At 65.2% G+C, this 26,725-nt stretch carries 22 protein-coding genes; 11 read left to right on the top strand and 11 right to left on the bottom strand.

Features of this window, described 5'->3' with window-relative positions; translation table 11 throughout:
• Positions 1-120: 120 nt before the first annotated feature.
• Together han and GS429_RS14100 are read right to left on the bottom strand one after the other, a co-directional pair.
• Complete coding sequence (gene han / locus GS429_RS14105; RefSeq protein ID WP_160066003.1) at positions 121-2,025, bottom strand: Hef-associated nuclease; 1,905 nt, start codon at positions 2,023-2,025, stop codon at positions 121-123.
• 242 nt (positions 2,026-2,267) lie between these two features.
• Positions 2,268-4,520, bottom strand: a complete 2,253-nt coding sequence (locus GS429_RS14100) for an NADP-dependent malic enzyme (protein WP_160066002.1) — start codon at positions 4,518-4,520, stop codon at positions 2,268-2,270.
• Between the two features lie 332 nt (positions 4,521-4,852).
• Between GS429_RS14100 and GS429_RS14095 the strand changes: the two genes are divergently transcribed.
• The 4 genes from GS429_RS14095 (at position 4,853) to ilvD (ending at position 9,952) form a co-directional block, all read left to right on the top strand.
• Entirely contained in the window at positions 4,853-5,350 is a 498-nt protein-coding gene (locus tag GS429_RS14095; RefSeq protein ID WP_160066001.1) for a Mov34/MPN/PAD-1 family protein, read from the top strand.
• Positions 5,351-5,548: 198 nt separating this feature from the next.
• Positions 5,549-5,980, top strand: coding sequence for an FAD synthase family protein (locus GS429_RS14090; RefSeq protein ID WP_160066000.1), 432 nt, complete (start codon positions 5,549-5,551; stop codon positions 5,978-5,980).
• A gap of 362 nt (positions 5,981-6,342) precedes the next feature.
• Complete coding sequence (locus GS429_RS14085) at positions 6,343-7,689, top strand: YncE family protein (RefSeq protein ID WP_160065999.1); 1,347 nt, start codon at positions 6,343-6,345, stop codon at positions 7,687-7,689.
• 526 nt (positions 7,690-8,215) lie between these two features.
• Entirely contained in the window at positions 8,216-9,952 is a 1,737-nt protein-coding gene (gene ilvD, locus GS429_RS14080; protein ID WP_160065998.1) for a dihydroxy-acid dehydratase, read from the top strand.
• Positions 9,953-9,978: 26 nt separating this feature from the next.
• Here the strand turns inward: ilvD and mobA are convergent, their stop codons facing one another.
• From mobA to yqeC, 3 genes are all read right to left on the bottom strand, one after another.
• Positions 9,979-10,614: a molybdenum cofactor guanylyltransferase gene (gene mobA / locus GS429_RS14075; RefSeq protein ID WP_328821401.1), complete on the bottom strand. Its 636-nt coding sequence runs from the start codon at positions 10,612-10,614 to the stop codon at positions 9,979-9,981.
• A 101-nt stretch (positions 10,615-10,715) separates the two neighbouring features.
• Positions 10,716-12,821, bottom strand: a complete 2,106-nt coding sequence (gene fdhF / locus GS429_RS14070; RefSeq protein WP_160065997.1) for a formate dehydrogenase subunit alpha — start codon at positions 12,819-12,821, stop codon at positions 10,716-10,718.
• Positions 12,822-12,894: 73 nt separating this feature from the next.
• Positions 12,895-13,644 carry a selenium cofactor biosynthesis protein YqeC gene (gene yqeC, locus GS429_RS14065; RefSeq protein ID WP_160065996.1) on the bottom strand — a complete coding sequence of 250 codons (750 nt, stop codon included), beginning with the start codon at positions 13,642-13,644 and terminating at the stop codon, positions 12,895-12,897.
• Positions 13,645-13,785: 141 nt separating this feature from the next.
• Between yqeC and GS429_RS14060 the strand changes: the two genes are divergently transcribed.
• The 4 genes from GS429_RS14060 to GS429_RS14045 all read left to right on the top strand — a co-directional run bounded on the left by GS429_RS14060 (position 13,786) and on the right by GS429_RS14045 (position 18,311).
• Positions 13,786-14,763, top strand: coding sequence for a beta-ribofuranosylaminobenzene 5'-phosphate synthase family protein (locus tag GS429_RS14060; protein ID WP_160065995.1), 978 nt, complete (start codon positions 13,786-13,788; stop codon positions 14,761-14,763).
• A gap of 71 nt (positions 14,764-14,834) precedes the next feature.
• Positions 14,835-15,164, top strand: coding sequence for a transcription factor S (locus GS429_RS14055; RefSeq protein ID WP_160065994.1), 330 nt, complete (start codon positions 14,835-14,837; stop codon positions 15,162-15,164).
• Between the two features lie 246 nt (positions 15,165-15,410).
• Complete coding sequence (gene dinB / locus GS429_RS14050) at positions 15,411-16,727, top strand: DNA polymerase IV (RefSeq protein WP_160065993.1); 1,317 nt, start codon at positions 15,411-15,413, stop codon at positions 16,725-16,727.
• A gap of 177 nt (positions 16,728-16,904) precedes the next feature.
• Positions 16,905-18,311 (top strand): J domain-containing protein, encoded by a 1,407-nt coding sequence (locus GS429_RS14045; protein WP_160065992.1) that lies wholly within the window; start codon positions 16,905-16,907, stop codon positions 18,309-18,311.
• Between the two features lie 16 nt (positions 18,312-18,327).
• Here GS429_RS14045 and GS429_RS14040 read toward each other — a convergent pair whose 3' ends face one another.
• Positions 18,328-18,960: a uracil-DNA glycosylase family protein gene (locus tag GS429_RS14040; RefSeq protein ID WP_328821400.1), complete on the bottom strand. Its 633-nt coding sequence runs from the start codon at positions 18,958-18,960 to the stop codon at positions 18,328-18,330.
• A 156-nt stretch (positions 18,961-19,116) separates the two neighbouring features.
• Positions 19,117-19,539 (bottom strand): CopG family ribbon-helix-helix protein, encoded by a 423-nt coding sequence (locus GS429_RS14035; protein WP_160065990.1) that lies wholly within the window; start codon positions 19,537-19,539, stop codon positions 19,117-19,119.
• 167 nt (positions 19,540-19,706) lie between these two features.
• Between GS429_RS14035 and GS429_RS14030 the strand changes: the two genes are divergently transcribed.
• The gene (locus GS429_RS14030) at positions 19,707-20,198 is read left to right on the top strand and encodes a metal-dependent hydrolase (protein ID WP_160065989.1); all 492 of its coding nucleotides are present in this window, start codon (positions 19,707-19,709) and stop codon (positions 20,196-20,198) included.
• Positions 20,199-20,293: 95 nt separating this feature from the next.
• Here GS429_RS14030 and GS429_RS14025 read toward each other — a convergent pair whose 3' ends face one another.
• Positions 20,294-21,178 (bottom strand): COX15/CtaA family protein, encoded by an 885-nt coding sequence (locus GS429_RS14025; protein ID WP_328821399.1) that lies wholly within the window; start codon positions 21,176-21,178, stop codon positions 20,294-20,296.
• 180 nt (positions 21,179-21,358) lie between these two features.
• On the opposite strand from GS429_RS14025, the gene GS429_RS14020 reads away from it, so the two are divergent.
• The gene (locus GS429_RS14020) at positions 21,359-22,480 is read left to right on the top strand and encodes a M24 family metallopeptidase (RefSeq protein WP_160065988.1); all 1,122 of its coding nucleotides are present in this window, start codon (positions 21,359-21,361) and stop codon (positions 22,478-22,480) included.
• A 102-nt stretch (positions 22,481-22,582) separates the two neighbouring features.
• On the opposite strand, the gene GS429_RS14015 is transcribed toward GS429_RS14020, so the two are convergent.
• From GS429_RS14015 to hcp, 3 genes are all read right to left on the bottom strand, one after another.
• The gene (locus GS429_RS14015; RefSeq protein WP_160065987.1) at positions 22,583-23,317 is read right to left on the bottom strand and encodes a helix-turn-helix domain-containing protein; all 735 of its coding nucleotides are present in this window, start codon (positions 23,315-23,317) and stop codon (positions 22,583-22,585) included.
• Positions 23,318-23,478: 161 nt separating this feature from the next.
• Entirely contained in the window at positions 23,479-24,567 is a 1,089-nt protein-coding gene (locus GS429_RS14010; protein ID WP_160065986.1) for a glutamate--cysteine ligase, read from the bottom strand.
• Between the two features lie 124 nt (positions 24,568-24,691).
• Positions 24,692-26,029, bottom strand: coding sequence for a hydroxylamine reductase (gene hcp / locus GS429_RS14005; protein ID WP_160065985.1), 1,338 nt, complete (start codon positions 26,027-26,029; stop codon positions 24,692-24,694).
• 117 nt (positions 26,030-26,146) lie between these two features.
• Here hcp and GS429_RS14000 point away from each other — a divergent pair, with 117 nt between their 5' ends.
• Positions 26,147-26,680: a DUF8215 family protein gene (locus GS429_RS14000; protein WP_160065984.1), complete on the top strand. Its 534-nt coding sequence runs from the start codon at positions 26,147-26,149 to the stop codon at positions 26,678-26,680.
• Positions 26,681-26,725: the final 45 nt, after the last annotated feature.

Here is a 26,725-nt window from a genome sequence, read left to right as displayed (position 1 = left end):
GCAACGTCTTGCAGGGTTGTGGTTGTGCTGGACACACTTTCCACACCCTGCTGCTTCGTACGTGACGCTTTCTATGACACGCTCGCTAGCTGTTAACCGCCAGCTCTCAGTTATCTGTTATCAGTCGTCGATCGGGGCCGCACTCGAGAGCGCCTCGTCGATCTCGGCCTCTTCCATCTTCTCGACTAAGGCGTCGATCACTTCCTCGCGTTTGCCCTTGACGAACTTGATCGAGCCGACGACGAGGTGGCCGCCGCCGGAGACGCCGCCGCCGGGGATCTCTTCCTCGAGCTCCGAAACCATCTGCGGGATATCCAGTCTGACGCCGTCGGATCGGAGGACGGCGAAGTCGGGGCCGTAGCCGACCGTGATGACCGGGTCGCCGGTCTCCTCGATCTTGCGGTCGTGGATCTCGCCGGTCGTCTTGCCGGGTGCGGGGTAGGTGAATCGGTGCGCGTAGTTCTCAACGTCGATCCGGTAGAGGTGAGCGCCGTTGTCCAGGTCCTCGTGCTCGAGGTGGGACATTGCGGCGTCGAGTTGTTCGTCGACCTCCTCGCCGGCGCGGTCGGCGAAGAAGGAGACGAGTTCCCGGTGGCGATCCTCGTCGTTCGAGTCGATCTGGAGCAGGTCCTGAATCAGTTGATCGCCGGAGTTGTAGCGCAGCCAGAAGGCGGCGTAATCCAGCGCCTCGCTGAGGTCCTGCAGGCGATCCTCGTCGTACCCCTCCTCGTCGGCGAGTGCGAGGTAGTCGTCCATCGCGTCGGCCTTCGAGCGGTCCGAGAGCCCGGCGACCGCGGGGACGTGGCGGAGTTCGTCGGTGATTTCGGGGTCGATCATCCGCGCGAGTTCCACGCAGAGCATCCCCGTCGTAATCCGGTAGTCCTCGTCGTGGAGGTAAGGGTTGACGTGGGCGTCGAGTAAGTCCTCGACGGCCTCGGGGTCGGGGTGGTGGTGGTCGACGACCGCGATCGGGATGTCGTAGTGGGCCAGCGTCTCGTAGGCCGGGACGTCCTCGGCCGTCGAGCCGTTGTCCAGCATGAGCAACAGCGGCAGTTGCTGGCCGTGTTTCTCGCGGTCCTCGAGCGCGAAGTTGAGGTCACGGGTCGCATCTTCCATCTCGTAGAACGGCGCCTTCGCGGGGAGACGCTTGATCAGGTGTCGCGGCGCGTCCTCGTCCTCGTGAACGTCGGCGATGAATCGCTGCAGTGCGATCTGGACGGGGACCGCGGCGCACATGCCGTCGCCGTCGGCGTGGTGGCGCACGCGGATCGGCCGCCCTTCGAGGACGGTCCGACGGAGCAGCTTCGCGACCTCCTGGAGGTTGGGTCGAAGCTTCTCGAACGCCGGCCAGTCGATCAGCGGTTCGACGTCGTGGGGCTCGGCGCGCTTCTCGAGGGCCGCCTCGAGTCGCTCCCGGGCCTCTTCGGCGTCGTCGCCCTCGAGTTTCGAGAGGCCGTCAACTTCGATCTGGACCGAGCCCTCGCGGCGTTCGGGCGTGCCGGTGACGCGGACGATGTCGCCGACTTCGACGGACGGATAGGCGCGGACGCCGGCCTCCTCGAAGGCGGCACACGGCACGACGCCGTACTCATCAGCGATGTGGAAGATCGTCGGGCCGCCGGTCTGTTTGACCTGGACGACCTCGCCCTCGAGGTGGATCTGGTCGCCGATGTTCGCCTTGAGCCGGTCCGTACCGGTCAGGCTGTAATCGTGGGCGACCGCTTCGAGGGAGTAGTCGTCGACATCGACCGGCTCGAAGGCCATGTCGCCGTTGTCACGGACGCTCTCGAGTTCGACCACGAGTTCGTCGCCGACGGCGAAGGTGCCCTCGAGGACCGACTCGTGGACGAGACCGGAAACCGATTCGGAGAGATCGACGAAGACACCGTAGTCGACGATGCCGTTGATTTCGGCGAGATACGACCGATCGTGTTCAACATCTTCTGCAGTACACTCAGCAGCGAGATCGTAGACGACGGAATCCCCGTCGTCTGCGCCGGGTTCCCCGGCGGACTCACGTGTCATCTTGAACCGTAGTTTGGGACGGTCGCGTATAACCCTTGTCAAGAACGAACGGTGGACGAACCGGCCCCAGTCGTCGGTTCTGCTATCGGACAGCAGTCACGAGAAAATCGGTCGCAAATTCGCGGCCGTCGAGGGAATCACCGGGTTGTGCTGCCCGGCAGAACGCATGGGTTCTGCGGACGTCTCCGACGATGACGGGCCCAACAGCACGACCGGCCTTCACATCGGCCCGACCGGGAGGATCACTCGTTCTGGGCGTCGACGGTCGCGACGGCTGCCAGATTGACGATGTCTTTGACCTCGTCGTCGCGTTGCAGCACGTGGACCGGGCGATCCATCCCGACGAGCATCGGCCCGATCGCTTCGGCCCCGCCGAGGCGCTGGAGGAGTTTGTAGCAGATGTTACCCGCCTCGAGGTTCGGCAGGACGAGGACGTTCGCCGGTTCGTCTAACTCGGAGAACTCGTAGCTGCCCTCGAGCATCTCCTCGACGACCGCGGTGTCGGCCTGCATCTCGCCATCGGCCGGGAACTCGACGCTCGAGTCCTCGCGAAGCCGCTGGGCCGCTCGGCGAGGCTTCCGGGTGCCCTCGTTGTCGACGCTCCCGAAGTCGGAGTAAGAGAGCAACGCGGCGCGGGGTTCGACGTTGAACTGTCGGGCGAGATCCGCGGTGTGGCACGTGATTTCGGCCAGGACGTCCTCGTCCGGATCCTGATTGACCGTCGCGTCCGCGAGGAAGACGACGCGGTTCTTGAACGTGAGCATGTAGACTCCCGCGGCGTAGTCGGTGTCCGGCGCGGTGCCGATCACCTGCAGCGGCGGTCGCAGTGCGGAGGGGTAGTGATTCGTCAGCCCGGTCAACATCGCGTCGGCGTCACCCTGATCGACCATCACCGACGCGAAGTAGTTGCTGTCCCGGATCCGTTCCGCCGCTTCGGTGCGCGTAATCCCCTTGCGCTGGCGGCGCTCGTAGAGCGATTCGGTGTAGTGGTCGTACTCCCCCGCGCTCGGATCGACGACCTCGGGGACGAACTCGAGACCGAGATTCGCGACCGTCCGCCTGATCTCGTCTTCGTCGCCGATCAGCACCGGTCGGGCGATCCCTCGCTCCTCGATCTGGGCCGCCGCCCGGATGATTCGCTCGTTGCCGCCTTCGGCCAGCGCGAGCCGCTTCGGCTCGTTCTGGGCTTTGTTGAAGACGGTCCGCATCATCTCGCGGGACTTGCCGAGCCGGGCCTCGAGGCGCTCGACGTACGCGTCGAGGTCGATCTCGGTTCGGGCGGCACCGCTGTCGACGGCCGCCCGTGCGACCGCGGGTGCCACCTCAAACAGCACCCGCGGATCGAGCGGCTTCGGAATGATGTACTCCGGGCCGAACTGGAGCGGCTGGTCGCCGTAGGCCTTGCGAACGGCGTCCGGGACGTCCTGTCTGGCGAGTTCCGCGATAGCCTCCGCCGCTGCGACCTTCATCGCCTCGTTGATCTCTGCCGCCCGGACGTCGAGTGCGCCGCGGAAGATGAAGGGGAAACCGAGGACGTTGTTGACCTGATTCGGGTAGTCAGACCGACCGGTCGCCATGATGACCGTATCGTCGCGTGCGGCCTTCGCCGTCTCGTAGTCGATCTCGGGGTCGGGGTTGGCCATCGCGAAGACGATCGGATCGCCGGCCATGGATTGGACCATCTCCGTCGAGACGATGCCGCCGACCGAGAGCCCGACGAACGCGTCCGCGTCCACCATCGCGTCCGCCAGTTCCCCCTCGGGGACGTCGCGAGCGAACTCGCGGCTGTAGGGGTCGAGATCGCCGCGGTCCGCGCGCTCCTCGGTCAGGATCCCGTCGACATCGACCATCGTGATCTTCTCTTTTCGAACGCCGAGGGAAACGAAGAACCGCGCCGTCGCGATGGCTGCCGCACCGGCGCCGGCAAACGTCACGGAGAGCGACTCGAGGTCCTTCCCGGCGATTTCGGCGGCGTTCAACAGCGCCGCGCCGGTGATGATCGCGGTGCCGTGCTGGTCGTCGTGGAAGACCGGGATGTCCATGCGCTCGCGCAGCCGTTCTTCGATTCGAAAACAGTCCGGCGCGGTGATGTCCTCGAGGTTGATCCCGCCGAAGGTCGGCCCCATGCCCGCGACCGACTCGACGAACGCGTCGGGGTCGTCGTGGTCCAGTTCGATGTCGAAGACGTCGATGTCGGCGAAGCGTTTGAACAGCACGCCTTTCCCCTCCATGACGGGTTTGGATGCCTGGGCACCGATATCGCCGAGTCCGAGGACGGCAGAGCCGTTCGAGACGACGCCAACGAGGTTCCCCTTCGCCGTGTACTGGTAGGCGTCGTTCGACCGCTCCGCGATTTCTCGACACGGGGCGGCGACGCCGGGCGAGTAGGCGAGCGAGAGATCCCGCTGCGTGCTCGTCGATTTCGTCGTCCGGATCTCGATTTTTCCGGGTGGATCGTCGCTGTGATACGCCAGCGAATCATCGTCTAATGACATGTATTCGACTACGAACAGCCCCCGGAAAAGCGCCCCGCAATGATGCGTTGAGCGGATCCGGACGGCCGCGTGACTGCCGGAATCAATCATTGATAATTACGATAGTGAGAGGGGAGCATTCGGGACGTAACCGCGGGGCGTCCTTGAGCGGGCTGACGTTTCAATTATCTTGATTGTGTGCTAGATAGTCCTGCCGTCTCAGCCAGCCGCGTATTCCTGTCGGCCCCCTCCGACACACCAGGTATCGCTACCAGCTCAGCCGCCCGCATACACTCGCCAGCTCAGCCACCCCTATCGGAACGTTTAGCAACCGCAAGCCCGCAGGTCGTGATATGGGGCTGTTCGACGCGCTGTTTCGCTCGAGTGAGATTCTCGGGATCGCCGAGGAGACGCTCGAGTTCGCCATCGAGTCCTCGGAGGCGTCCCACCCGAACGAGTACATGGGGTTTCTCCGCGGCACCGAGGCGGACCGACTGGGACTCGAGCGAGAGGGGCTGGTCATCACGGATATCCTCGTGGTTCCCGGCACCGAAGCAAACAGCGTCAGTGCGACGGTCAAGACGAGTCAGATCCCGAACGACGTGAAGGCACTCGGCAGCGTCCACTCCCACCCGAACGGGGTTATCAGACCGAGCGACGCGGATCTGGAAACATTCGGTCGAGGCAGCGTCCACATCATCATCGGGGCACCCTACCGACGGAGCGACTGGCAGGCCTTCGATTCACAGGGCAAGCGCACGCAGCTGAACGTGATGGACGTAGAGCTCCCCGAGACCGAGGATTTCTTCGATTTCACGCAGGCGGACATCGACGACGACCTCCGACGATAGTATGATGCTCGAGACGACTACCGGCACGATCCGTGAAACGACGATGAGACCGAGCGCCGAGACCGATCGGCCGACAGCGGCGATAGCGGCGATAACGCCGGCAGCGACAACAGCGACGACAGCAACGAGAACGGAATCCCCAACCGTCCCCGCGAAAAACTGGTCGCCGATGAACGCGGCCGCACCCGGGAGGCGCGAATGACTCGAACCGTTATCGCCCAGGGGACCTTCGACATCCTCCATCCCGGCCACGTACACTATCTCGAGGAGGCCGCGGCGATGGGCGACGAACTGTACGTCATCGTCGCGCGCAAGGCGAACGTCGACCACAAGGAAGCACCGATCTGTCCCGCGACGCAGCGGCGGGACGTCGTCGGCGCACTCCAGGCCGTCGACGAGGCGATCCTCGGCCACGAGGCGGACATCTTCGTTCCGATCGAAGAAATCGACCCCGACGTGATCGCGCTGGGCCACGATCAGCACCACGACGCCGAGGCAATCGAGACGGAACTCGAGCGCCGCGGCATCGATTGTGCGGTCGAACGCGCGAGCGGACGCGAACCGACCGGCGAGGACGAGATACTGTCGACGAGACATATCATCGATCGGATTCTCGAGCGACGAGGGTGACGGGCCCAGTGGATGAAAGCCGTTAATTGAGTATCCCCGCGATCGCGCACACCAGAGCGGCTAATTGTGGTTTTGTGCTTCGAAGTCACGAGGTCAACTGTTACTGTGAGATAACGGGTGGAAGATGAAAGGGAGAGATATCTATCACGTTGGCGGCGACATAGATAGCGGCAATATAATCCCCATATTCGTTGATAAAGCGCCGTGATATGTCGGGGAACGGCCGGAGCTAACGGAACGGCGTTCCCGCCGTCGAAAACGGAGTCAATTGTTGCCTGAGTCTATAGTCCAAACGCCGAATTCAGCACGGAGAAGGCCTGAAACCCGCAAACTTTTGGGGAAGCAGTTCGGAGTATAACCATATGCCAACAGACGCAACTCGCAGAATGTTCCTGATGGGAAGTGCTACTGCTGGCGCAGTCGCACTCGCCGGCTGTGCTGGGGACGGCGATGACGAGGACGTGAACGGCGACGAAAACGGCGAGGAGAACGGCGACGAAAACGGCGGCGAAAACGGCGAAACCGAAGAACTCAGTTACGAAATCTGGGCGCTCGATCAGGGCCGGGACAACGTCCACATCTACGAACCCGGCGAGGGCAACGACGAGTTCGACCAGACCGAATCCATCGACCTGAACGGACTCGAGGGGCTCCCGGACGAGGGGATCGTCCCGCACATGATCGACTACAGTTCGGACTACGAGTACGCCGCCATCGCCTGTACGGCCGGCGCGCGGACGCTCGTCTTCCGAACCGAGGATCACGAACTGGTCGCCGACATCGACACCGGCGCCGGCTCACACATGGCTGCGTTCTCGCCCGACGACGACTACATCCACGTCGACGCGATCGGCGAGGAAGCCATCGTCCGCGTCGAGGCCGACCTCGAGAGCGAGGAGTTCGATGTTACCGACGAAATCGACCTGCGCGAGAACGAGACGGTCCTCGACGCTGGAATCGAAGAGGGGGCACCGATCTGTCACCAGTACGCCCACGACGGGCGCTCGCTGCACACGCTCGGCCCGAGCTATCACGACGGCGCGCTCGTCGTCGTCGACCACGACGACTTCACCGTCGACCACGCGGTTTCCGGCGACGAACTGCCGACGAACTGCGGGACGATGCCACACCCGACGGAAGAGAAGTTCTACCTCACCGCCGGACTGCCGTCCAGCGACGACGAGGGCGTCGGCGACTACTACGTCTACGACACCGCGGAGGACGAGGTTATCGTCGACGGCGAAAGCACGGAAGGGATCGACGCGCACGGCTTCTGGTTCACGCCCGACGGCGAGGAGCTGTGGGTGCTCAACCGCGAAACCAACGACGGCGTCGTCGTCGACCCCGAGACCGACGACGTCATCGACGAGATCGACGCGTACGGCGAACACCAGTCCGAAGAGCCCGAAGAGCGCGACTCCCCGGACATCATGTGGAGTTCGCCGGACGGCGAGTACATGTTCGTCACCCTGCGCGGCCCCGCGCCGCAGTCGGGTGACCCCCACGCCGCGACCGGTGTCACGCCCGGCTTCTCGGTTCTCGACGTTGAGAGCCGAGACATCGTGACGACGGTCGAACCCGATCCGATCGACGACTACTCCGAGGACGAACTCGACGACGACGAGACCCCGACGCCGGACTTCCACGGCCTCGGCGTCCGACCGATCGGCGAGTACGACACCGAGATTCCGAACTCGCCGCCGTTCTGATCCGATCGGCACCTGAACGACTCGATTCGCGGCCCGTACGGTCGGTCGGAGGTCATCCCGGGAGCAACCCCGAACCACCTTGCGATTGTGCCGGTAAATAGGTCCAACCGACCGTGTCAGTTTTCGATAATCACCGGCGGCGGTAGCCGTAACGAATCGACAGTGTGGCCTGTCTCGACGAAATGTTCGATCGCTTTCTTCGACACCTCGGCTTCCGTGTAGCCGTCGGCGGTACTGGCCCGCCAGTCACATTCGAGACAGTACTTACACATTCGTTGCTCTGTCAGTCACTCTGTGACAGGGTCGGGAAAGGCCGGTGCAGGAAATCGAAGGGGCGGGCGTGTGCAGGGCGCCGAACGGCATGTGTTGGAGAGAGCCGTTGTTCTTGAGCGGGTGAAGAGTTACGGCGAGGCGAGACCGGAGCGGCGTCGTCTGCGGCAGTCGACCGAAGGTGTTCGACTGCGACGTATCAGGTGCTGGTGCCGGTATCCGAGGCTTTTAAGCGCCGACGAGGCAACTCCACGGTATGAGCCAACACCCCGAACAGCGATCGCCAGCGGATGGCAAACCCGACGACCTGCCGAGCAAGGAGGTCACGGAGGGAACCGAACGAGCCCCCCACCGCGCGATGTTCCGCGCGATGGGATACGACGACGAGGATCTCTCCTCGCCGATGATCGGCGTCGCGAACCCCGCCGCGGATATCACGCCCTGTAACGTCCATCTGGACGACGTGGCCCAATCGGCCTACGACGCCGTCGACGAGGCCGACGGGATGCCGATCGAGTTCGGAACCATCACCATCTCCGACGCCATCTCGATGGGAACGGAAGGAATGAAGGCCTCGTTGATCTCGCGGGAGGTCATCGCTGACTCCGTCGAACTGGTCGCATTCGGCGAGCGCATGGACGGCCTCGTCACCATCGGCGGCTGCGACAAGAACATGCCGGGGATGATGATGGCCGCCATCCGAACCGATCTCCCGAGCGTCTTCCTCTACGGCGGCTCCATCATGCCCGGCGAGCACGAGGGCCGAGAGATCACAGTCCAGAACGTCTTCGAGGGCGTCGGTGCCGTCGCCGAAGGCGAGATGTCCGAGGACGAACTCGACGAGATGGAGCGCAACGCCTGCCCCGGTGCCGGCTCCTGTGGCGGAATGTTCACCGCCAACACGATGGCCTCGATCTCCGAGACGATCGGCTTCGCACCGCTCGGTTCGTCCTCCCCGCCCGCCGAGGACGAGGAACGGTACGACGTCGCCCGCGAGAGCGGCGAACTCGCCGTCGAGGTCGTCCGAGAGCAACGAAGGCCTTCGGAGTTCCTCTCGAGCGAGTCGTTCGAGAACGCCATCGCCCTGCAGGTGGCCATCGGCGGCTCAACCAACGCCGTGCTTCACCTGCTCGCGATGGCCGCCGAGGCCGGCATCGAGCTCGATATCGAGGACTTCAACGAGATCAGCGCTCGCACGCCGAAGATCGCCAAGCTTCAGCCGAGCGGCGCGCGCGTAATGAACGATCTCCACGAGGTCGGCGGCGTCCCCGTCGTCCTCCGGGAACTCCTCGAGGCCGACCTGCTCCACGGCGACGCGCTGACGGTCACCGGCGAGACGATGGCTGAAGCCCTCGAGCGCATCGATCCGCCACGAATCGCGGACCTCGACACCGACTTCCTGCACACCGTCGACGACCCGATCCACGAGCGCGGTGCCATCCGCATCCTCACGGGGAACCTCGCGCCCGACGGCGCGGTCATCAAGATCACCGGCGAGGACCACCTCCGTCACGAGGGACCAGTCCGCGTCTTCGAGGAGGAAGAGAACGCGATGGCGTACGTCCAGGAGGGCCGCGTCGACTCCGGCGACGTGCTCTGTATCCGCAACGAGGGCCCCCAGGGCGGCCCCGGCATGCGGGAGATGCTCGGCGTCACGAGCGCGGTCGCCGGCCAGGGCCACGCCGAGGACGTGGCGCTCTTTACCGACGGCCGATTCTCCGGCGCTACCCGCGGGTTCTCCATCGGCCACGTCGCGCCCGAAGCCTACGTCGGCGGCCCCATCGCGGCACTCCAGGACGGCGACACCGTCACCATCGATATCGACGAACTCGAACTGTCGGTGGACCTTTCCGACGACGAACTCGAGCGGCGACTCGCGGAACGCGACCTGCCCGAACCCAACTACACGAGCGGCGTGCTGGCGAAGTACGGCCAGACGTTTGACTCCGCGGCCAACGGTGCGGTGACGAACCCCGGCGCGAAGCAGGAGTGAGTAACGGCCCGGTTTCGATCGGTCGTTTACGGTTCCGTTTCCGCGAGCCAGCGCTCGGCCTCAAGCAGCGCGTCCGGCGTATCGATACTCTCGAATGTCCACTCGGAGACGTCCTCGAGGTCGTCCGCACACATCTCGACGATATCGAGTTGCTCGAGGGCGGCGACGATCCGTCCGTCCTCGGAGGCGAGCGCGTCTTCACAGGCGACTGTCATCGCATCGGTCCGGTAGACCGCCTGTGTCGTCTGGTACCAGCCGTCCGCAAGGCGGACGACGGTCCCGTCGTGGCCGCGGGAACGCTCGTGGAGCGTCTCGAGGAGGGTCGGGTCCACGAACGGCATGTCGCAGGCGACGACGGCAGCGTGCTCCCTGTCGACGGCTTCGAGGCCGACCTGAATCCCGGCTAGCGGCCCCCGGTCGGGCACGGGGTCGGTCGCGTAGCGGGGATCACAGTCGCTTTCCGACAGGGCGGCCCGAATCGCCTCGGATTGTTCGTCCCGGCAGTTAATTACGAGGTCGTCGGCGACCGTCGCCACTCGCTCGGCGACGCGGCGGATCATGGGCGTCCCGGCGAGTTCGGCGACGGCCTTGTCGGTCTCGCCGAAGCGCGTCGAGTAGCCGCCGGCGAGGACGACGCCGCCGAATGAGTCGTCGGCTGTCACGTATCATCGCTACGGATTCTGCCCCTATAAATCGCCAGCGGGCTTCCCAGCCGGTAGGAGAACCCTCCGAGACGAAGTGCCGGACGAACGGTCACCGGCGATCAGTCGGGCGTTTCGCCGTCCATCTCGCCGTCACTCGCCGGGCCGTCCTCGACGCGCTCGACAGCCGCCGCTGCGGCCTTGTATTCCGGAATCTTCGCCAGCGGGTCGAGCACGTCGTTCGTGATCGTGTTCGCACGCGCGTCCGAGAAGTGGGGTGTCGTCCAAACCGAGCCCGCTTTGATGTCCTCGGTGACGCTCGCCTTGAGGACGATTTCGCCCCGTCGGGAGCGAAGCCGTACGTAGTCGCCGTCCTCGATACCCCGGTCGGCGGCGTCCTCGGGGTGGATGTCGACGAAGTTCTCGGGTGTCCGACGGCGCAGCGTGGGTGAGCGGGTGCTCATCGTCCCGGTGTTGTAATGTTCTTCGAGGCGCGCCGTGGTGAGGACGAGCGGATACTCCTCGTCCGGTCCTTCCGCGGGCTCGGTGTGTCGAACGCCGCGAATGACGCCTCGTCCGTCGTTGGTGTCGAACGTCTCCGCGTAGAGATACTGGTCGCCCTCGTCGCCCGGCTCGTAGCAAGGCCATTGAACGCCTTCGCGTCCGAGTCGCTCGTAGCTCAGTCCGTGGTAGATCGGTGCGACCGCGGTGAGTTCCTCGAAGACGGCCTCCGGGCCGTCGAAGTCGAAGCCCGCGGCGTCGCCGAACAGCCGCGTCCCGACCTCGCAAAGGATCTCGAGGTCGTGGCGCGTGTTCCCCGGCACGTCCGTCGCCGGCCGCATCAGTTGCACTCGACGGTCGGTGTTGGTGACGGTGCCGCCGCGTTCGGCCCACGACGTGGCGGGCAGGACGACGTCAGCGAACTCGGCGGTGTCGGTCATGAAGATGTCCTGGACGACGAGGAACTCGAGGTCGGACAGGCGGGTTTCGACCTCGGTGGCGTCCGGTTCGCTCATCACCGGATTCTCGCCGACGACATACAGCCCGTGGACCGAGTCGCCGCTGGCGTTCGAGATTTCGACGTTCGTCAGACCGGGTTCGGACGGGATCTCGAATCCCCAGACGTCTTCGACGCTCGAGCGGGCCTCGTCGTCGTCGACTTCGCGGTAGCCCGGCAGGACGTTCGGCATCGCGCCCACGTCGCAGGTCCCCTGCACGTTGTTCTGGCCGCGAAGCGGGTTCACGCCCGTCCCGGGTCGTCCGATGTTGCCGGTGAGCAAGGCGAGGTTGACCTCGTTCTGGACGTTGTCGACGCCACAGCGGTGCTGGCTCATCCCCATCCCGGTAAAGATGGCGGCGTTGCCCGCCTCGGCGTAGATCCGAGCCGCTTCGCGGATGTCTTCGAGAGGGACGCCGCAGGTTTCGGCCGCCGCTTCGGCGTCGAAGTCGGCGAGCGTCGCCTTCAGATGATCGATTCCCCGGGTTCGTTCGGCGACGAACGCCTCGTCAAGTCGTCCCTCCTCGAGGATCGTTTCGAGGACAACGTTGAGCAGCGGAATGTCGGTTCCGGGCTCGAGCTGGAGGTGGCGGTCGACGTCCTTCGTCGTCTTGTTCGCGTGCGGATCGATCTGAATCAGCGTCGCGCCGTCGCGGGCCGCTTGCCGGAAGTAGTGGCTGTGGGCGATGACGTGCTGTTCGGCCGGGTTCGCCCCCTGTATCCAGAGCACGTCGCCATGGTCGCGGAGGTCGGCCATGCTGTTGGTCATCGCCCCCGCTCCCAGGCTGTTCCGAAGGGTATAGACCGTCGAGGCGTGACACATCCGCGTGCAGTTGTCGACGTTGTTAGTCCCGTACCGGCGAGCGAGTTTCTGTAGCAGGTAGTTCTCCTCGTTCATCACCTTCGAGGAAGCGAAAAACCCCGTCGCGTCCGGACCGTAGGTGTCGCGGATCCGCTCGAGTTCGTCGACGACGTGCTCGAGCGCCTCGTCCCACGTGGCCTCCCGGAGCGCTCCGTCCTCACGGATCAGCGGACTCGTCAGGCGGTCCTCGTGGGCGACGACCTCGGTCGACGCCCCGCCTTTGACACAGAGTGCGCCTTCGTTAACCGGCGCGTCGAACCATGGCTTGATGGTCACGTCGCCCGCGGCCTCGCCCGACTCGAGGCTGAGACCGCAGCCGACGCCGCAGTACGGACAGATCGTGTTGACGCCGTCGTCGTCGGTGCTCATACGGCTATTGCTACCAATTCACATTTAGGTCTTTGTCCGGCTCGAGTTGATCGGTCATCGGTCGCCAGCCGCGTCACTCGAGCATGTCGACCAGCGGTTGGTCGGCGATCATGCTCGTCAGCACGACTCGACGGACGCGGTCGTGCGTATTCGCGCTCCGATCGAGTACTGTCGCGGCGATATCGCGAGCGACCGAGCGGTCGGCCGCGTCGTCGACCATATTGAGCAGCGGGACGTACGTGGCGGACGCGGGAACGGCCTTCAACCCACCCTCGGGGCTCGTCAGCATCGTCGCGATGTCTGCGGGTTCGATGGGCTCGCCGATATGTCGTCCAGTCACAGCGGACACGCGCTCGGGCCGGTGGACGACGTCGTCCGCGAGCGGCCGACCGACCGCGTCGACGCTGGCGATCGCGATCACCGTCTCGACGCTGTCGGGTAGCTGGGGTTCGTGCTCGGCCGGCGCTTTCAGCAGTCGGGTTCGCGCGCCGTCGGCTTTAACGAGGATGCAATCGACGTCCGGAACCGCCGCGATCCGATCGACGACCGCCGGATCGTATCCCAGATACCGATCCTCGCGTTCCCGCGCTGGAACCAGCCCGAGGGGCCACTCGAGGTCGTCGTTCCCCTCGAGGGCTGCCACCGGCTCTTCAGTTACCCGTACCGCTGCCACCTGTCGGTCGAAGATCGGAATGCGAACGGTCGCCGTGAGGACCGCGCGCTCCAGCCGGCCAGCGAGTTCGTACAATGTCGTTTTCTTGCCGCCGGCACCGACGACGCAGGTGAGGGCGGCGTCGGCCTCGAGCGCGCGTCTCAGTTCCATATCCTCGGTACGACGAGCGAGAAAAAAGAGCCACTGGTGGGCGGGGTCCTGGTGACATCGACGCCGACGCCGACAGCACTCGTGACGACAGGCGTTGCCACCGTCGAAACCCCCTTGCCGGGGGGTTGCCTAACGCCAGCCATGACGCTCGCGACCGTCAGCGCGGGGGCCAGACTCCACGTCGGCTTCCAGAACCTCTCGCTCGCTCGCAGACGACTCTACGGCGGCATCGGCGTCGGCCTCGAGGAGCCCCGCGTGACGGTCACCGCCGAGCCCGCAGCCGGCGTCGAGAGCGACGACTCGCTGGTCCGGGAGTACGCGTCTCGCGCGGTCGACGCGCTGGGCGTCTCCGGGGTCGCGGTGACGGTCGAGGAACGGCTGCCGCGTCACGTCGGCCTCGGCAGCGGCACCCAGCTCGCCCTGTCGGTGCTCGTCGCGACGGCGCGGGCACACGGCCTCGAGCCCCGCGTTCGAGCGCACGCGCCGGCGATGGGCCGGGGCGGCCGCAGCGGCGTCGGCGTCGCGACCTTCGAGGACGGCGGCTTCGTCGTCGACGCCGGCCATCCGACGAACCGCTTTACCACGGAGCCCCCGGCGGAGGGCGACTGGACGGTTCCTCCGGTCGTCGCCCGGCACGACCTGCCCGACGACTGGCGATTCCTCGTCGTCGTCCCCGAGGCCGACCCCGGCCGCAGCGGCACCGACGAGGACGCCAGTATGCGCACGGTCGTCGAGCGCGCCGATCCGGCCGTCGCCGACGAAATCGCCGGCGTCGTCACCCGCAAGCTGTTACCGGCCGCGGCGGAAGGTCGGCTCGAGGCCTTCGGCAACGCGATCGCCGAAATCGGCCGGAAGAACGGCGTCTGGTACACCGACGCGCAAGGTGGCGTCTTCCGGCCGCCGGCGGGAACGCTCGTCGAAACCCTCGAGGAGTGTCCGGTCTGTACCGGCATCGGACAGTCCTCGTGGGGGCCCGTCGTCTACGGCGTGACGGATCGGGATCACGCCGACGAAGCGGAGACGGCAGCTCGCGACGCGCTGTCCGACAACGGGCTCGAGGGCCGGGTTATTTTGGCCGCGCCGGACGCGACGGGGGCCCGGGTGCGGTCCGGACACTGAGACGGATCGCCACGCGATCGCTTCCGTTCGGGAGAGGAGTACTTTTGCGGGCTGATCGCGTACGGCCGGCTATGCAGTTTTGCGACGACTGCGGTTCGATGATGAAAGCCGAAGGCGACCGCATGGTCTGTACGAACGACGACTGCGGTGGCTCGAGCGAGCGCGACCGAGAGCAAGAGGACGCGTTCGTCTCGACCGAGTCACAGACCGACGACGACGTGATCGAGTCGGACGCGAACGCGAATTTCGAGGGGAAACCGAAGGCCACGGACGTGGTCTGTGACGACTGCGGGAATCAAGAGGCGTGGTACACGCTCAAACAGACGGCGTCCGCGGACGAACCGCCGACGCGGTTCTTCAAGTGCACCGAGTGCGGGAAGCGGTGGCGCGGCTACAACTGAAAGAACGACCTTCCGCGTTGCGTCGCGCTCTCCGGGAGGTCGTCGGCCTGCTTGCGCCGTTCGCTCGCGGCACGTACACGCTTCTCCGCTCCACTGAACGCGAGTTTTCCGGACGGTCTCGGACGCCGAAAACGCACTCCCAACGACTGGAACGGTGGACCCATTGACCCAGTGTGACGATCAGCAAAAGCGGACGACCCCGGACAAAACGTTCACAACGATTCGCGCGAACCGATCAGTAGACGAATGTCCGACGGGCCAGTGCTGCCGGGCGTCGAAACGGACGACGACGAGGAAGAGCGGATCGTCTGTCACGTCGACGCGGACTGCTTCTACGCGTCGTGTGAGCGGCTTCGCGAGCCCGAACTCCGCGACGAGCCCGTCGTCGTCGGCATGGGATACGAACCCGGCAAGACCGTAGGGGCCGTCGCCACCGCCAGCTACGAGGCCCGCGAGTTCGGCGTCGAGAGCGCCCAGGCCATCTCGAGCGCGCTCGAGCGCCTGCCGAGACGCGCCGCGGACCACGATCCGGAGCTGACACGCGAGGAGACCGGATTCTACCGGCCCGTCGACATGGACTACTACGAGTCGGTCGCCGCGGAGGTCCGCGAGATCCTCCACGACTGTGCCGACGTCGTGCGGGAGGTGAGCATCGACGAGGCGTATTTAGACGTCACCGAGCGAACCGCCTGGGAGGTTGCGGACGGCTTCGCCCGCCACGTTCGAGACCGGATCCGCCGCGAGGTCGGCGTCACCGTCAGCGTCGGCGTCGCGCCGACGATGAGCGCGGCCAAGATCGCGAGCGATTTCGACAAACCCGACGGGCTAACCGTCGTCGAACCCGGCGACGTCCAAGCGTTTCTGGCCCCGCTCGAGGTCGACCTGCTCCACGGCGTCGGTCCCGTCACGGCTCGCGAACTTCGGGAGATGGGGCTCGAGACGGCTCGCGACGTCGCCGCGGCCGACCCGGAGCCGCTGGTCGAACGGTTCGGCGAACGCGGCCGAGACCTGTACGACCGCGCCCGCGGCGACGACGACCGTCGTGTCGAGCCGAAGGGCGATCCGAAGAGCTTCTCGCGGGAGTCCGCGTTCGCCGACCCCGTCGAGAAACCGGAGCCGAAGTACGAACAGGTCGAGACCCTCGCGGCCGCCGTCGCCGACCGCGCCCGGCGAGAGGGAGCACTCTACCGAACCATCGGCGTCAAGGCCGTCACGCCGCCGTACGACGTCAACACTCGGGAGCAGTCGCTTTCGGGGCCCGTAGACGACCCCGACCTCGTCGAGCGTATCGCTCGCGACCTGTTCACGGAGTTCGAAGACGAAGCCGTCCGTAAACTCGGCGTGCGGGTGGCGAACCTCGAGTTCGCGACGGCCGATCAGGCCAGCCTGGATAGCTGGGAAGGGGCCGGCGGCGAGAGTGGCGACGAACAGCGGGCCGACGGCGGTGAGTCAGCAGCCGACGAACCGGAACCGGATCCGGAGCCCGAGTCCGAGTCGACGACACACAGCCAACACGGCCCCACTGAGGGTCAGTCGTCGTTAACCGACTTCTCGGGACCGTGAGTCCCGCGCGTCTGCCGCTCGCGAGGTTCGTCAGACGGGAGTTCGGTACCGGCGCCCGCCTACAGCCGAAATAGTCAACTACCTCGAACGACGATGGGAATAGACCGGATCGGATAGAACATCGTAATTATAACCCCTCGATCACAACCCATACGAAACGAGTCGATCTACGCTTCCATGACTGAGGATTTCTACGACCTGCTCGACATTCCCTCCGACGCCTCTCAGGACGAGATCAAGGACGCCTACCGGGAACAGGTGCGGGTCTATCACCCCGATCTGAACGACGACGACCGCGCTCGAGCGCAGTTTACCGCGGTCAAAAAGGCGTACGACATCCTCGGCGATCCCGTCGAACGCCAGGCCTACGACCGGATGGGGCACAAAGACTACGTCGCAAAGCGAACCAGCGGCATCCCCTCGCCCGACGTCTGGAAGAGCAGCGACGACGGCGAGTCCGCGTCGAACGCCGCAGAGACGGCGGGGTCAACTGAGTCACAATCGAGCGAGACCGACGGCGACAAGACGTTTACGTACTCGTCGAATGCGTCCAGTTCTCGTTCTCGTTCTCATTCCAGTTCCTCGAGTACGAACGACTCCGCTAAATCGAAGACGTCGGGACGATCGAAGACGGCGTCGGCAGCCGGCGCAACGGCCTCGGGAGGAACGTCAACGTCGACGTCGGCAACTGGCTCGAGGACGACAACGGGAAGCGCAGGTACGGCGGGGGCAACTGGATCCAGTAGAGCGACCGGGACGACCGGACCGACCGGAACCGGAGCCGCGGCGAACGACGGTCCTAATACCGGTTCGACCGGTACCGGCACTGGAACCGGCACCGGTACGGCCCGCGGATCCGCGGGATCGAAAACCGGATCCGGTTCTCGGTCGCGTTCCGGCGGCGTCACCGACAACCCGCTCGTTCGATGGTGGCGTCGACAGAACTTCTCGCTCCCGTTGATTTGGCTGTCGGTCTGTCTCTACGTCGCCGGGCTCGGCCACTTTGCCCTCGAGAACGACGCCGGGCTCGAAACGCTCTCGACGGAGTTACGCGCCGCCGGGACCGACCTCGACGCCGTCTGGGCCGTGCTCTCGAGCGGTCGCCACGGACTCGAGACGACGACCGGGTTTCTGGCGAGCGTCGACCTCGTCGCCCCGCCGCTCGAGCCGACGCAGTGGTACGCCGCGTTAGCCGGCGTCGTCGCGTTCACACTCGCGGGCGTGCTGGGAGTTCGTCTGCTCCGGGACGGGGATAGTTGGGGGCCGGTGACGATCGACGAGACGATCGTCGTCGCCCTCGCGCTCGGGGTTACGACGACGCTGGTCGGCGGCCCGCTGCTTGCCGGGGCGGTTCTCATGCCGTGCCTGTTCGGCGTCGTCGTCCACCACACCAGACGCGGCCCGGGGTGGACCCCGTCGTATCTGTACGTCGTTCCGGTGCTGGCTCCGGCGGCGGGCTTTGCCGCCGCAGCGGGCGGGTACGCGACGCTACCGGTCGATCTCTTCGCGTTCGTTCTCCTGCCGATCGCGGGCGCGCTGGGGCTGCCGCTGCGGGCGACTATCAGAAAGCATTTCGGCCGGTGAATTACCGGAGACGATTTCAGCCGACCGTCGTCGCGACGCCTTTCGTCTGTCGATAATCGCTCGCGAGGATCGCCTCGAGCCGCGAGACGAGTCGCTCCTCGTCGCTGTCCACCCAGTCGGCGGGGTCGGCGATCGGGACGACCATGAAGCCGCGACCGCGGATCTCGCTGGCGTGCAACGCGGTCATATCGAGCTCGAGTCGGTTCCGCTGGGTCGTGTACTCGCGAAGAACGTGATCGGTCGCCTGCTCGCCGACCGGGAGGAGGATGTGGGCGTTGATCGCCCGGAGCTCCGCGTCGAAGTAGCGTTCCAGATCGGCGTAGGACGCGTCGGTCGGCGTCTCCCCGGCCGGAAGACAGCACATGTGAATGTAGCTCGCAAAACAGTTCTCGAGGACCGGCCGATCCCGCGGCCCGCTCGCGAACCCGACTTCGCGAAGCGCGTCCTGGACGGCCAGCCCGGCCTCGGTTTCGGTGAACGGCACGCCGGTGGCGTTCCCGCCGTGGACGCCGGGGTAGTCGCCGATCACGTGGAAGTCGGCGTTGGCGTCACCGTAGCCGAAGGCGGCGGTTGGCTCGTCGGGACCGGTACGGTCGAACGGCGGTCGCAGTCCGAACGGGTTGCTCGTCCTCTCGGTGACGTTCTTCACGCCCGTGGGAAGACCGTCGAGAAGCAAATACTGTTCGCTGTCAGTCGCCGCGGTCTCCCGACCCGACTGCGCGTCAGTGTCGAGGTAGTGTCGGCGTCGGGTCCCCCCGATACGTCGTCGAATCGGCAGAATACACGCGGAGCTACGAATTGATTGTCAGTGGTGACCGGAGTGCTCGTGGCCGGACGCGGAATCCGCACGCAGCAAGGTCACCGAAACGCGTTCGACGGCGTCGAAGTCCTTCAATCGGTAGACGAAATTTCGGACTCGGTCGGCCGAGCCGTGACAGAAGACGGCCTCGAGACACCACTCGCCGTGGTGGACGTGACAGGTCGTATCGATTTCGGACTGAAACTCGTGTTGTACCTCGTGGAGTTCTTCGATGATTTCCTCGTGGACGTAGTCGAAGACGATCGTCGCCGCGACCGTTCCGCGGGCCTGTTCCAGACGGTGGTGTGACTCGACGTACTCCTGGATCGCCTCTCGGAGCGCACGGGAGCGAGAATCCAGCCCCTCGGCCTGCCAGGTCCGGTCGAATTCGGACAGCATCGCTTCGGGAATATTGAGGCTCGTTCGCATAGCTATCCGTTCGCTCGGAAACGAAAAAGGTCCAGCGGTCGCGGCCGTCAGGAGCGGTGACCGATCGTTCCGTCGGTGACTCGACTCGTCACCGTCAACGCCTCTCAAATAAACTGATAGGTAGATTACGGTGTGTTTATATCTCGGTACCGAATCGCGTCCCATAGATGTATCAGGTGGGCCACTACGGTGCCGCGTTGCTCGCGTATACACCACTCGGAACGGTGATCGCCCTCGGCGGCTACGAAACGGTGGCGATCGTCGGCGCACTCGTCTGTGTCGCCCTCTCGACGCTCCCCGACTGCGATCATCGAATCCCGATGCTCGAGCACCGCGGCCCGACCCACTCCCTCGCGTTCGCGCTTTTCGTCGGTGCCGGCCTCGCCGCGGTTACCGCGGTTCTCATCGATGCCGCGTCCCCGCTCGTCGACGTCGGGTTCGTCGCCTTCGCCTTCGTCGTCGGGACGCTGTCGATCGTCTCACACCTCCTCGCGGACGCGCTGACGCCGATGGGAATCCGACCGTTCTGGCCGCTCTCGAATCGACACTACACGCTCTCCGTGACGCCGGCGGCGAACCCGCTCGCGAACTACGTCTTGTTCGGTATCGGCGTCGGTGCGATTCTCGTCGGCGTTACGGTCGTAGCCGTACTCGGCTGAGCGTGTCGCGGTGGCCGCAGTCGACCGAACGCGATGGGGACTCTGCGCAGGAAACGCGTCCCGGTACCAGCACCAGAAACCAATAGGAGCCGTGACTACGGCGAAAGCGCATCGACCGATTCGCTCGACGCGGTTTGGACCAATCGAATGCCGACCACGAACGCCACGAAGAGCAACGCGGCTGCGCCGACGTAGAGGTCGTCGAGAACGGGGTTGAACGTCATCACGGCCCGTCGACCGAGAAAGACGACGAGCAGCGCAAGCACCGCAGTGCCGCTCAGGAGGGCCGTCAATCGATCCCTCTCGAACCGGCGGCGACCGACCATCGTCGCGACGATGACGGCGGCGAGCAACGCGAGGGTGACGCCGTACTGTGCCATCTGCATGGACGCGCTGTAGTCGGTGATGTCGCCGATCACGAGCGGGCTGAGAGCGACGTGGAACGGCAGCGAAACGGCACCGAGTGCGAGCGCGCCGATGACGTGAGTGGCCGTCAGTCGCGGTGCCCAGACGAGCACGGTCGCGACGACGAACAGGACGAAGATGAGGACGGCCGTCCAGAAGTGCAGCGCCAGAATGTCCATCGTGTACTTCGTGACGGTTTCGCGCCCGAGGACGACCTGAATCGGGGTCAGGATCATCCCGGCCACGACGAGGGCGGCCACGCGCTTGTCGATGTTCGGGAAGCGGACCGCCGCGATAGCGGTCCCGATGATGGCGAACCCGGCGAACATGGCGACGAAGCGGTGGAACCACTCGTAGAAACTCGGGAGATTCGCCGGAAGCAGGTTAAACGGGCCGGCGTCACACTGGGGCCAGTTCGCCTCGCAGGCCAGTCCCGACCCCGTCGCTTTCGCGGCAACGCCGAGTAAGATGGTCGCCGCGACCAGCACGAGCGTCGTCGCGAGGAGGTGTGGAAAGCCGAACCGTTCGATCAACGGACGAACTACCGGACGGGAAGTGTGACTATCGGTCGACACAGGCGTTCGGGCGAGGGTTAGGACCAGCTGTACTTAGGTTACCCGAGTCGTTCTTACTGGGTTGGAATCGGTCACCTGACCGGCCGTCGGTGGCGACTAGCGACTCCTTTCGCCGACAGTCATCGCAACCGACGACTTCGCGTTCGTCGCATTCAAGAGTCGGCCGTGCCAGCACCCGGCATGAACAAGAACAAACGCGAACGACTCGAGACCTACCTCGAGTCCGAAGGGCTCGATTCGGTCTGGTTCGCCCGGCCGAACGCCTTCGGCTGGCTGACCGGCGGGAACAACGTCGTCGACCGCGAGGCGGAGGCCGGGGTCGCCGCCGTCGGCTACGACGGCGCCGACGTTCGGCTCGTCGCGAACACCATCGAAGCCGATCGCATCGCCGCCGAGGAGATACCGGACCTCGAGCGCGAGGATGTCTCGCTCGAGACGTTCCCGTGGTACGCGTCGTCGCTCGGCGACGCCATCGAAGCGCGCGTCGACGCGGACGAACGGGCCGCCGCGGACATCGAAATCGCGGGGTTCGATCGAGTCGACCCGACGCCGCTTCGGCAGCCGTTGACCGAACGTGACCGCGAACGGTACCGTCGGCTGGGTCAGGAGACCGCCGCCGCGGTCGAGTCGGTCTGTCGAGAGCTTCGCGCCGAAGACAGCGAGCACGAGGTGGCGTCTGCGCTGCGCGTCGCGCTTTCGGCGCGCGATATCGAAGCTCCCGTCGTCCTCGTGGGCGGGGCAGAGCGAGCCCAGCAGTACCGCCATTACACCCCGACCCAGTCCGAACTCGGCGAGTACGCGCTCGTCTCGGTGACGACCCAGCGTGCGGGTCTTCACGCGAGCTGTACCCGGACCGTCGCCTTCGATCCGCCCTCGTGGCTCGAGGAGCGACACGCAGTTGCAGCCCGCGTCGAGACGACGGCGCTCGCGGCGACGCGGGAAGCGGCGACCGGCGACGGAACGGGAACGGCTGGCGACATTTTCGAGGCGATTCAGGACGCCTACGACGCGCTCGGCTACGACGGCGAGTGGGAACACCACCATCAGGGCGGCGCTGCCGGCTTCGCGGGCCGAGAGTGGATCGCCACGCCCGACCACGGCGCACCGATCACCGCGCCGATGGCCTACGCGTGGAATCCGACCGTTCAGGGGGCGAAAAGCGAAGATACCGCACTTGTCACCGCGGACGATATCGAGTCGCTCACGACGACGGACGACTGGCCGACGACGAGCGTCGAGGCCGTCGGCGACGATCTGGAACTCGAACTCGAGCGGCCGGCGGTGCTCGGGCTCGAGGACTGACGAGCGGGCGGGACTCGAGGCTGAATCCGCACCAGTAACGAAACAAAAACAAAACGAAACCGACGGCGAGCCGGGTGACGGAGACGGTGATCGATACGGCGGCTACTGTTCGTCGTCTCCGTCCGGCGCTTCGGGATCGTTCTCACCGACGAGTTCGATGTCCGTCCGATCCGACGCGTTCTCGGGCGGTTCGTCGTCGACATCGTCCGCTGGGGCTTCGTCAGCGGCGTCGGGTTCCGGTGGCTCGGTATCGTCGACGGTGATTGTCACCGGTTCGGCATCACCCTCGAGTTCCGTTTCAGAGGCCGACTCGGACTGCCGATCGAGGACGCGATCGAGCGTGAAGATAGTGTTGAGCTCCTGCTGGACCTGATCGACGACGCCGCCGACGAGTTCGCTGGGCTGGATGGCGGTGTACTCGTAGGGGTTGTTTCCGGCCCCCTCGCTGGCTCGCTTTTCCCGCGTGACGCGGTCTTCCTCGTGGAGTTCGGCGAGCGCTTCGCGGACGGTGCTCGGATAGAGTCCGGTTCCCTGTGCGACCTCCTCGGAGGTGCTGCCGGGATGGGCCAGCAGGTGGACGTAAATCTTCGCACGGGTCTCCGTGTCGAGAATCCACGACAGGAGGTCGACGATGCGCTGATCGACTTCCTCGACGGCTGCGGTCCGGACGCCGTCGTTGTCACCGTCGTCTTCGAGCGCATCGAGCGCATCGAGCGCCTCGAGCGTCTCCGTCTCGTCGACTCGCTCGTCGGGTTCGTACTCGTATCCTTCACCCTCACCGTCACCCTCACGGTCACCATCGTCTACCCGGCGCTCGTCGGTATCATCTGAAGCCATGTGTCTTCTCGTAGAGACAACGGTTCGCGCGAAAGTAAACCTTTGCGGGGTGTGCTGTTTGCCGTTCTCTCACGACAGCCCGCGTGAATCTCCCCGGTAGCACTCGGACGTGGTCACCCGTCTCCGGAGACGGTACACGACTGCCACCGCTACCGACTGCCTCACTCGACGCCGAGAAGTAGCGACGAACAGAGGGCGTCGGCGCCCGCTTCCTCGAGCAGTCGGCGCTGTTTGTCCGCGCCGCTTTCGGCCTCGTAGACCCGTTTGATGCCGTCGATCCCCAGCCGTTCGCACTCTCGGTCGACGAGTTCGCCCAGGTCGACCGTCCCCGCCATCTCGCGGTCGATGAAGCTGGCCTCGTGGCCGTGGCGGATCGCCCGCCACTTGTTCTCGTCGAGGAGTTCGCGCCGATGGGTACGGCCGTATCCGCTCGCGCCGTCTTCGTACTCCTCGGCCAGCGCTTCGACGAGCGCGTGTGCATATTCGACGAACGCGAGGACGATATCAGGATCGGCCTGCCCGTCCGGCGTACGCAGTTCGACGGTGCCGTGGGCTGTGTGGGGTCGCACGTCGTACCAGAGTTCGCCGCGATCCTCGATCGACTCGGTCTCGAGCATCCGACGTTCGAACCGATCGAAGGCCGCGTAGTCCTCGAAGTAGGTCGGCATTCCCGTGTTCGGTAGCCCTTCGAAAATCTTTGCGCGGGCGGACTGGAGGCCGGTGTCGAACCCGTCCCAGTACGGCGAGTTCGCGGAGAGCGCGAGCATGACTGGGACGTACCACCGCAGTTCGTTGGCGATCCAGACGGCCTTGTCCGCGTCGTCGACGCCGACGTGGACGTGGACTCCGGCCGTCGTGTTCCGGTGCTGTGGGTACTGAATGCGGTCGAGTTGCGAGCGGTAGCGAGGCTTTTCGGCGTGCTCGAGTTCGCGCCACTTCGCCAGCGGGTGTAGCCCGGCCGCGGCGATTCCGTAGCCGTGCTCGGTGGCGTGGTCGACCAGCGCCCGGCGGATCTCGAGCAGCGACTCGCGGGCGTCGCCGGGGTCCTCGATCAGCGGCGTCTGGGTCTCGATGACGAACTTGAACAGTTCGTGATCGAGGCGGTCGGTGAGGAGTTCGGGAGGGTCGTGCTCGTAGACGAGTTCATCGGTGCCGCTCGTGGGACGGCCCGTTTCGTCGACGACGAAACACTCCTCTTCGATCCCCAGCGTGCCCATGCGCGTAAACGAATCCCGGGACCCGCGTTCCATCGTCTCCCGTTTTCGTCTGCGGTGGTAAATACCGTTTGGACTCGGCAGACTGGCGGGATCGGTTGCAATCGGTCGGGGCGTGGCAGTTCGAAATCGGGTTCAATCGTCGATACAGCAATCCGTATCAGTCGTCGGCCGGTTCCGCTTTAGCCGCGACAGCGGGCTCCGGTTCGCCGAGCATCTCCCGGAGGTCGCGTTCGGGTTCGTCGATCGGCTGAAGGCCGAACTCGGCGTTGAGCAGGTCGACGATCTCGGGCGTGAGGAAGTCGGGAACGGTCGGCCCGAGACGGATGTCCTCGACGCCGAGGCTGAGCAGGCCGAGCAGGACGGCGATCGCCTTCTGTTCGAACCACGAGAGCACGACGTTGAGCGGCAGTTCGTTGACCGCACAGTCGAAGGCGTCGGCGAGTTCGGCCGCGATCTTCACCGTCGAGATCGAGTTGTTACACTGGCCGAGGTCGATGTAGCGCGGAATGTCCGTCCCCGGAACAGTGCCCATCTCGAGGTCGTTGAACCGGAACTTGCCACACGAAGTTGTCATGACGACGCAGTCCTCGGGGACCTGTTTGACCAGTTCGCGGTAGTAATCGCGGCCGGGCGTCGGCCCGTCACAGCCCGCGACGACGAAGAACTGACGCAGCTTTCCGGATTCGACGGCATCGACGATTTCGTCGAGTCGGTCGAGGACCGGTTCGTGGTGATACCCCGTCGTCACGGTCCCCTCCTGGTCCCAGTCGGCTTCCGGCAGCGCTTTTGCTTTCTCGATCACCGGCTCGAAGTCGTAGTCGTCGAGGGACTGTACGTTCTCGAGGCCGGCGAGCCCGGTCGTGAAGAACCGGTCGCGGTACTCGTCTCGCGGCGGCTGGACGCAGTTCGTCGTGCCGATAATCGCGCCGGGGAAGTCCGCGAACAGGATCCGCTGATCGTGCCACGCGCCGCCGACGTTACCCTTCAGACTGTCGAATTTCGCGAGTTCGGGGTAGCCGTGGGCCGGCAGCATCTCCGAGTGCGTGTAGACGTTGATCCGCTCGTCTTCGGACTCGACCTGCTCGAGAAGCTGTTTTAGACCGTAGAGGTCGTGGCCCGTGACCAGAATCGACTTCCCCTCGACGTCGTTCTGCGGGACCTCGGTCGGCTCGGGGACGCCGAGTTCGTTCGTGTGGGCGGTATCGAGCAGTTCCATCACGTCGACGGCCGCGTTGCCAGCCCGCATCGCGAGATCGATGTGATCGTCCATGCTGAAGTTGACGTTCGTCAGCGTCGAGTACAGCGCCTCGTGGACGTAGCCGTCGACATCGGGGTCGCGATACCCCATGTCTCGAGCGTGGGTCGCGTACGCGGAGATTCCCTTGAGGCCGTAGATGACGAGTTCCTGGAGGCCGTTGAGATCCGGTTCCTTGCCACAGACGCCGACGGTCGTACAGCCGCCGTCGGGAGTTTGCTCACACTGGTTGCAGTTCATACTCGAGACGAGCGGCGAGCGGTCGATAAGGGGGTACAGTAATTCCCACCACGTCGCAACGACGGGGAAGACGTTCGTGCGGCAGTATTTATGTTCGGCTTCGTGGTGGGTGATATCATGAGACGGGACAGCGGTCACGAACGCGTTCCCGGACGCCAGACCCGCCCCGCTCACAGCGCCACGCGTCGAACCTGGTACGGGTACGGAAAACGCGCCCGCGTCGAGAAGAGCGGGTTCGGGCGGTTCCTCCACGACTGCAGTTACGTCTTCGGCGATATCTCGAGTCTGTCGCTTCCGGTGTTGTTCGCGATCATGGCGGCGCCCGGGGCCGGAGCCTTCGACGCGACCGCCGCCGGACTCCTCGCGTGGACGACGATGGTCCTCATCGGGACGGCGATTCGCGGCGGTTGGATCAGACCACCCGCGACCGAGACGCTCGGCTGGGTCGCAGTGACGCCGTCGCTGGTCGCCCTGCGACTCGTCTACTACAATTTAGCGTTGGGGATCGCGGTCTTCGGCGGCGTAGCGATGGCGAATGCGGCCGGTATCGCGCCGCTCTCGCTGATCGTTGCGTTCGTCGTTGCCGCCGGGTCGACGCTCGCGTTTCCCCGCCTCAGCCAGTCGATCTACGGCGGGCTTCGGGGAACGTAGCCGATTCCGATCTCGGACACCGAAAGACGGAATTCGATCGTCAGC

Source organism: Natronorubrum halalkaliphilum, assembly GCF_009834785.1.
Lineage (GTDB): Archaea > Halobacteriota > Halobacteria > Halobacteriales > Natrialbaceae > Natronorubrum > Natronorubrum halalkaliphilum.
The sequence above is the reverse complement of the archived record's forward strand: the minus strand, read 5'-3'. Positions and strand labels throughout refer to the sequence as shown.

Excerpts from the sequence above, each read along its gene's own strand:
- GS429_RS14055 (WP_160065994.1), top strand. The coding sequence starts at position 14,835 with ATGCAGTTTTGCGACGACTGCGGTTCGATGATGAAAGCCGAAGGCGAC.
- yqeC (WP_160065996.1), bottom strand. The coding sequence starts at position 13,644 with ATGGAACTGAGACGCGCGCTCGAGGCCGACGCCGCCCTCACCTGCGTC.
- GS429_RS14000 (WP_160065984.1), top strand. The coding sequence starts at position 26,147 with ATGAGACGGGACAGCGGTCACGAACGCGTTCCCGGACGCCAGACCCGC.
- GS429_RS14095 (WP_160066001.1), top strand. The coding sequence starts at position 4,853 with ATGGGGCTGTTCGACGCGCTGTTTCGCTCGAGTGAGATTCTCGGGATC.
- han (WP_160066003.1), bottom strand. The coding sequence starts at position 2,025 with ATGACACGTGAGTCCGCCGGGGAACCCGGCGCAGACGACGGGGATTCC.
- GS429_RS14045 (WP_160065992.1), top strand. The coding sequence starts at position 16,905 with ATGACTGAGGATTTCTACGACCTGCTCGACATTCCCTCCGACGCCTCT.
- ilvD (WP_160065998.1), top strand. The coding sequence starts at position 8,216 with ATGAGCCAACACCCCGAACAGCGATCGCCAGCGGATGGCAAACCCGAC.
- GS429_RS14020 (WP_160065988.1), top strand. The coding sequence starts at position 21,359 with ATGAACAAGAACAAACGCGAACGACTCGAGACCTACCTCGAGTCCGAA.
- dinB (WP_160065993.1), top strand. The coding sequence starts at position 15,411 with ATGTCCGACGGGCCAGTGCTGCCGGGCGTCGAAACGGACGACGACGAG.
- GS429_RS14030 (WP_160065989.1), top strand. The coding sequence starts at position 19,707 with ATGTATCAGGTGGGCCACTACGGTGCCGCGTTGCTCGCGTATACACCA.
- GS429_RS14100 (WP_160066002.1), bottom strand. The coding sequence starts at position 4,520 with ATGTCATTAGACGATGATTCGCTGGCGTATCACAGCGACGATCCACCC.
- GS429_RS14035 (WP_160065990.1), bottom strand. The coding sequence starts at position 19,539 with ATGCGAACGAGCCTCAATATTCCCGAAGCGATGCTGTCCGAATTCGAC.
- GS429_RS14090 (WP_160066000.1), top strand. The coding sequence starts at position 5,549 with ATGACTCGAACCGTTATCGCCCAGGGGACCTTCGACATCCTCCATCCC.
- fdhF (WP_160065997.1), bottom strand. The coding sequence starts at position 12,821 with ATGAGCACCGACGACGACGGCGTCAACACGATCTGTCCGTACTGCGGC.
- GS429_RS14015 (WP_160065987.1), bottom strand. The coding sequence starts at position 23,317 with ATGGCTTCAGATGATACCGACGAGCGCCGGGTAGACGATGGTGACCGT.
- hcp (WP_160065985.1), bottom strand. The coding sequence starts at position 26,029 with ATGAACTGCAACCAGTGTGAGCAAACTCCCGACGGCGGCTGTACGACC.
- GS429_RS14060 (WP_160065995.1), top strand. The coding sequence starts at position 13,786 with ATGACGCTCGCGACCGTCAGCGCGGGGGCCAGACTCCACGTCGGCTTC.
- GS429_RS14010 (WP_160065986.1), bottom strand. The coding sequence starts at position 24,567 with ATGGAACGCGGGTCCCGGGATTCGTTTACGCGCATGGGCACGCTGGGG.
- GS429_RS14085 (WP_160065999.1), top strand. The coding sequence starts at position 6,343 with ATGCCAACAGACGCAACTCGCAGAATGTTCCTGATGGGAAGTGCTACT.